The following is a 3,588-nucleotide window of genomic DNA, read 5'->3' on the forward strand; positions in this document are numbered from 1 at the left end:
GATGCGCCGCACCCCGGTCCAGCGTGATGCTCTCGATGCCCCGATGGGCGGCGAGCAGGATCGTGCCGCCGGGCGTCTCGTAGACGCCACGCGACTTCATGCCGACGAAGCGGTTCTCCACCAGGTCCAGCCGGCCGATGCCGTTGGCCCCGCCCAGGTCGTTCAGCCGGGTCAGCAGGGCCGCCGGTGAGAGCTGGACGCCGTCGACCGCGACCGGGTCGCCCTTCTCGAAGTCGATCTCGACATAGGTCGGCCGGTCGGGGGCCGCGTCAGGCGCGATCGAGCGGGTGAACATCTCCTCGTCCGGCTCGACCCAGGGGTCCTCCAGCGCCTTGCCCTCGTAGGAGATGTGCAGGAGGTTGGCGTCGGTGGAGTAGGGCGGCTCGCCCCGCTTGCCGCGCGGGATCGGGATCTGCCGGGCCTCGGCATACTCGATCAGCTTCTCGCGCGAGTTCAGCTCCCATTCCCGCCAGGGGGCGATCACCTTGATCGAGGGATCGAGCGCATAGGCCGAGATCTCGAAGCGGACCTGGTCGTTGCCCTTGCCGGTGGCGCCATGCGCCACGGCGTCCGCCCCGGTCTGGTGCGCGATCTCGACCAGGCGCTTGGCGATCAGCGGGCGGGCGATCGAGGTGCCCAGCAGGTACTGGCCCTCATAGACCGTGTTCGCCCGGAACATCGGGAAGACATAGTCGCGGACGAAGTCCTCGCGCAGGTCCTCGATGAAGATCTGGCTCGCCCCCATCAGCTCGGCCTTGGACCGGGCGGGCTCCAACTCCTCGCCCTGGCCGAGATCGGCGGTGAAGGTCACCACCTCGCAGCCGTAATTGTCCTGCAGCCAGCGCAGGATCACCGAGGTGTCGAGCCCGCCCGAATAGGCCAGCACCACCCGCTTCACACCAGTCTTCATCGAAGGTCCTCTGCCCCGCGCCGCTGCCCGCAGGCTGCCGTCTGCCGCGTCTCAGGCCCGCGTGTCGACGCTGGAGCCGGGTTCGCCGGACGGCGCCTGGTCAGCGGCCTCGGCCGGCCGTGCCGCGATGCCGACCATCGCCGGCCGCAACAGGCGGTCGGCGATCAGATAGCCGGCCTGCATCACCTCGGCAATCGTGCCGGGCGCCAGATCGTCCCGCGGCACCTCGAACATCGCCTGATGGCGGTTCGGGTCGAGCTTCTCACCGATCTGCGGATCGATCCGCTTCACCTGATGGCGCTCGAGCACGGTCTGGAGGCTGCGCTCGGTCATCTCCACGCCGGTGAGCAGGCCCTTGAGCGTCGTGTTCTCCTCGGCGGCCTCGGCCGGCACGGCGGCGATGGCACGGCCGAGATTGTCGGCCACGTCCAAGAGGTCGCGGGCAAGGCGGGTCACGCCGTAGCGCCGCGCGTCTTCCACCTCGCGATCCTTCTGGCGGCGCATGTTCTCGACATCCGCCAGCGCGCGCAGCAGCTTGTCCTTCAGGTCGGCGACTTCCTGCTCCAGATCGGGGGCCTGGGTCTCCTCGACCACCGCCTCCGTGTCAGGATTGGCGTTGGCTGCCTGTTCCGTCGTCATTCCCTGCTTCCATCACCGTTATGACCGAGCATGCGGCTCACCACCCTCGCGGTGTAGTCCACCATGGGGATGATCCGCGCGTAATTCATCCGGGTCGGGCCGATCACGCCGATGGCGCCGACCACCGAGGACTGCGCCTGGTCAGGCGAGGGCGCCCGGTAGGGGGCGATCACCATCGAGCAGCCCGAAAGGCCGAACAGCTCGTTCTCCGACCCGATGAAGATCTGCACCCCGTTGCCCGACTGGGCGGCCTCGACCAACCTGAGCAGGTTCTTGCGGGTTTCCAGCGTCTCGAACAGGTGGCGCACCCGTTCCAGCTCGACCAAGTTCTGCACGTCGTCGAGCAGCTTGGACTGGCCGCGCACGATCAGAAAGCCGTCGCTGCCATCGCCGACGGGCTTGACCCAGGTGGCGAGGCCCGCCTCGACCACGCGCTGGGTCGCCTCGTCAATCTCCGCGCGCCTAGCCTCGATCTCCTGCTGCACCAGGCTGCGCGCCTCGGCGAAGCTGCGGCCGGCCAGCCTGGCCGTCATGTAGTTGCCGGCCTCGACCAGCGAGGTCTGGGGCATGCCGAGCGGGACGTCGATGATCCGGTTCTCGACCATCCCGTGGTCGCTCACCGTCACCACCAGCGCCCGGCCGGGCCCCAGCGCCACGAACTCGACATGGCGGAACGGCCGGTCGCTGGCGGGGGCCGCCACCAGCCCGGCATGGCGGGTGAGCCCGGATAAGGCCTCGGTGGCATCGCCCAGCACCGCCTCCAGGCTCTTGCCAGTGCCGACGCACTGGGCGCGGATCGAGCGCTTGTCCTCGTCGTTGACGTTGCCGATCTCGAGCAGCCCGTCGACATAGAGGCGCAGGCCCGCCGCAGTCGGCAACCGGCCGGCGGAGGTGTGCGGCGCATAGAGCAGGCCGGCATCCTCCAGATCGGCCATGACGTTGCGGATCGTGGCCGGCGAGAGCTGCTCGTCGAGCTTGCGCGCGATCGTGCGGGAGCCGACCGGTTCCCCGGTCGTGACATAGGCGTCGACGATCTGGCGGAAGATCTGTCGCGAACGGCTGTTGAGCTCGGTGATCATCGCATCCAGGAAAGTACAGGCAGGACAGGACAGGCCGGTTCCAGCCAACGCCGGATGTAGGAATCGGCGGGGCGAACGTCAACGGAGCAGCCCCGCCCGGACCAGGGACGGGTCGAGCCAGCCGGGTCAGCGCACGGGCGGCTCGCTCACGGCGCGCTCCCGCAGGGCCGGGCGGGCCTGCGGCGGCTCGGGCCGCTGGCCTGCGCGCCAGGCACGGCGATAGGCCGGATCATACACCCAGACCGCCAGGCCCGCCACGACGGCCAACGGGATCAGCCCCACGATCCACACCATGCTCGTCAAGATCCGGCTATCCCTGCCAGTTCTACCCGATATCGATATGGCGGTTCACACCGCAAGCATCTACGTCGCCAGGCCACCTGTGGATGTGCTGTGGCAGCGATACCGCGCCACTTGCCCCCCCTGCTGCCGCGACCTGCTAGGATGGCCGCATCAGCGAAAGGGGAGAGCGTGATGGCCGTCGTCTGCCAGACCACCCGCGCCGCCGGGCAGAGCCGATGATCGCGGTGATCTTCGAGGTCGTGCCCGAGGAAGGGCGGATGGAGCCCTACCTGGACATCGCCGCCGCCTTGCTGCCCGAGCTGGAGCGGACCCAGGGCTTCATCTCGGTGGAGCGGTTCCAGAGCCTGAAGCAGCCGGGCAAGCTCCTGTCCCTGTCGTTCTGGGAGGACGAGGCGGCGGTGCTGCGCTGGCGCCAGACGCTCGCCCATCGCGCCGCCCAGAAGGCCGGGCGCGCCGGGCTGTTCGCCGACTACCGGCTGCGGGTCGCCGCCGTGCTGCGCGACTACGGCATGGCCGAGCGGGCCGAGGCACCGGAGGATTCCCGCCTGGTCCACGGCTGAGCGCACCTTCTCAGACGGCGGCCACCGCCGCAGTCTTGCTCCCCGGCATGCCGACCAGTGCGGCCAGCTCGGCCTCGTCGAGCGTCTCCTTCTCCAG

5 protein-coding genes are annotated in these 3,588 nt (G+C 69.3%); 1 reads left to right on the plus strand and 4 read right to left on the minus strand.

Translation table 11 applies throughout. From position 1 onward, the window contains the following. The 4 genes from EQG76_RS31190 to EQG76_RS31205 all read right to left on the minus strand — a co-directional run. Positions 1-910 (minus strand): argininosuccinate synthase (locus EQG76_RS31190; protein ID WP_159719096.1); only part of this gene is annotated, 910 nt, incomplete at its 3' end. 51 nt (positions 911-961) lie between these two features. After that, complete coding sequence (gene grpE, locus EQG76_RS31195; protein ID WP_159719097.1) at positions 962-1,549, minus strand: nucleotide exchange factor GrpE; 588 nt, start codon at positions 1,547-1,549, stop codon at positions 962-964. Further along, complete coding sequence (hrcA, locus tag EQG76_RS31200; RefSeq protein WP_159719098.1) at positions 1,546-2,628, minus strand: heat-inducible transcriptional repressor HrcA; 1,083 nt, start codon at positions 2,626-2,628, stop codon at positions 1,546-1,548. Before hrcA ends, grpE begins: the two co-directional genes overlap by 4 nt. A 126-nt stretch (positions 2,629-2,754) precedes the next feature. Continuing rightward, positions 2,755-2,931 carry a hypothetical protein gene (locus EQG76_RS31205; RefSeq protein ID WP_159719099.1) on the minus strand — a complete coding sequence of 59 codons (177 nt, stop codon included), beginning with the start codon at positions 2,929-2,931 and terminating at the stop codon, positions 2,755-2,757. Between the two features lie 215 nt (positions 2,932-3,146). Here EQG76_RS31205 and EQG76_RS31210 point away from each other — a divergent pair, with 215 nt between their 5' ends. Continuing rightward, complete coding sequence (locus tag EQG76_RS31210; protein WP_159719100.1) at positions 3,147-3,491, plus strand: antibiotic biosynthesis monooxygenase family protein; 345 nt, start codon at positions 3,147-3,149, stop codon at positions 3,489-3,491. Positions 3,492-3,588: the final 97 nt, after the last annotated feature.

The sequence above is a fragment of the Geminicoccus flavidas genome (assembly GCF_009806515.1).
Lineage (GTDB): Bacteria > Pseudomonadota > Alphaproteobacteria > Geminicoccales > Geminicoccaceae > Geminicoccus > Geminicoccus flavidus.

Excerpts from the sequence above, each read along its gene's own strand:
- EQG76_RS31210 (WP_159719100.1), top strand. The coding sequence starts at position 3,147 with ATGATCGCGGTGATCTTCGAGGTCGTGCCCGAGGAAGGGCGGATGGAG.
- hrcA (WP_159719098.1), bottom strand. The coding sequence starts at position 2,628 with ATGATCACCGAGCTCAACAGCCGTTCGCGACAGATCTTCCGCCAGATC.
- grpE (WP_159719097.1), bottom strand. The coding sequence starts at position 1,549 with ATGACGACGGAACAGGCAGCCAACGCCAATCCTGACACGGAGGCGGTG.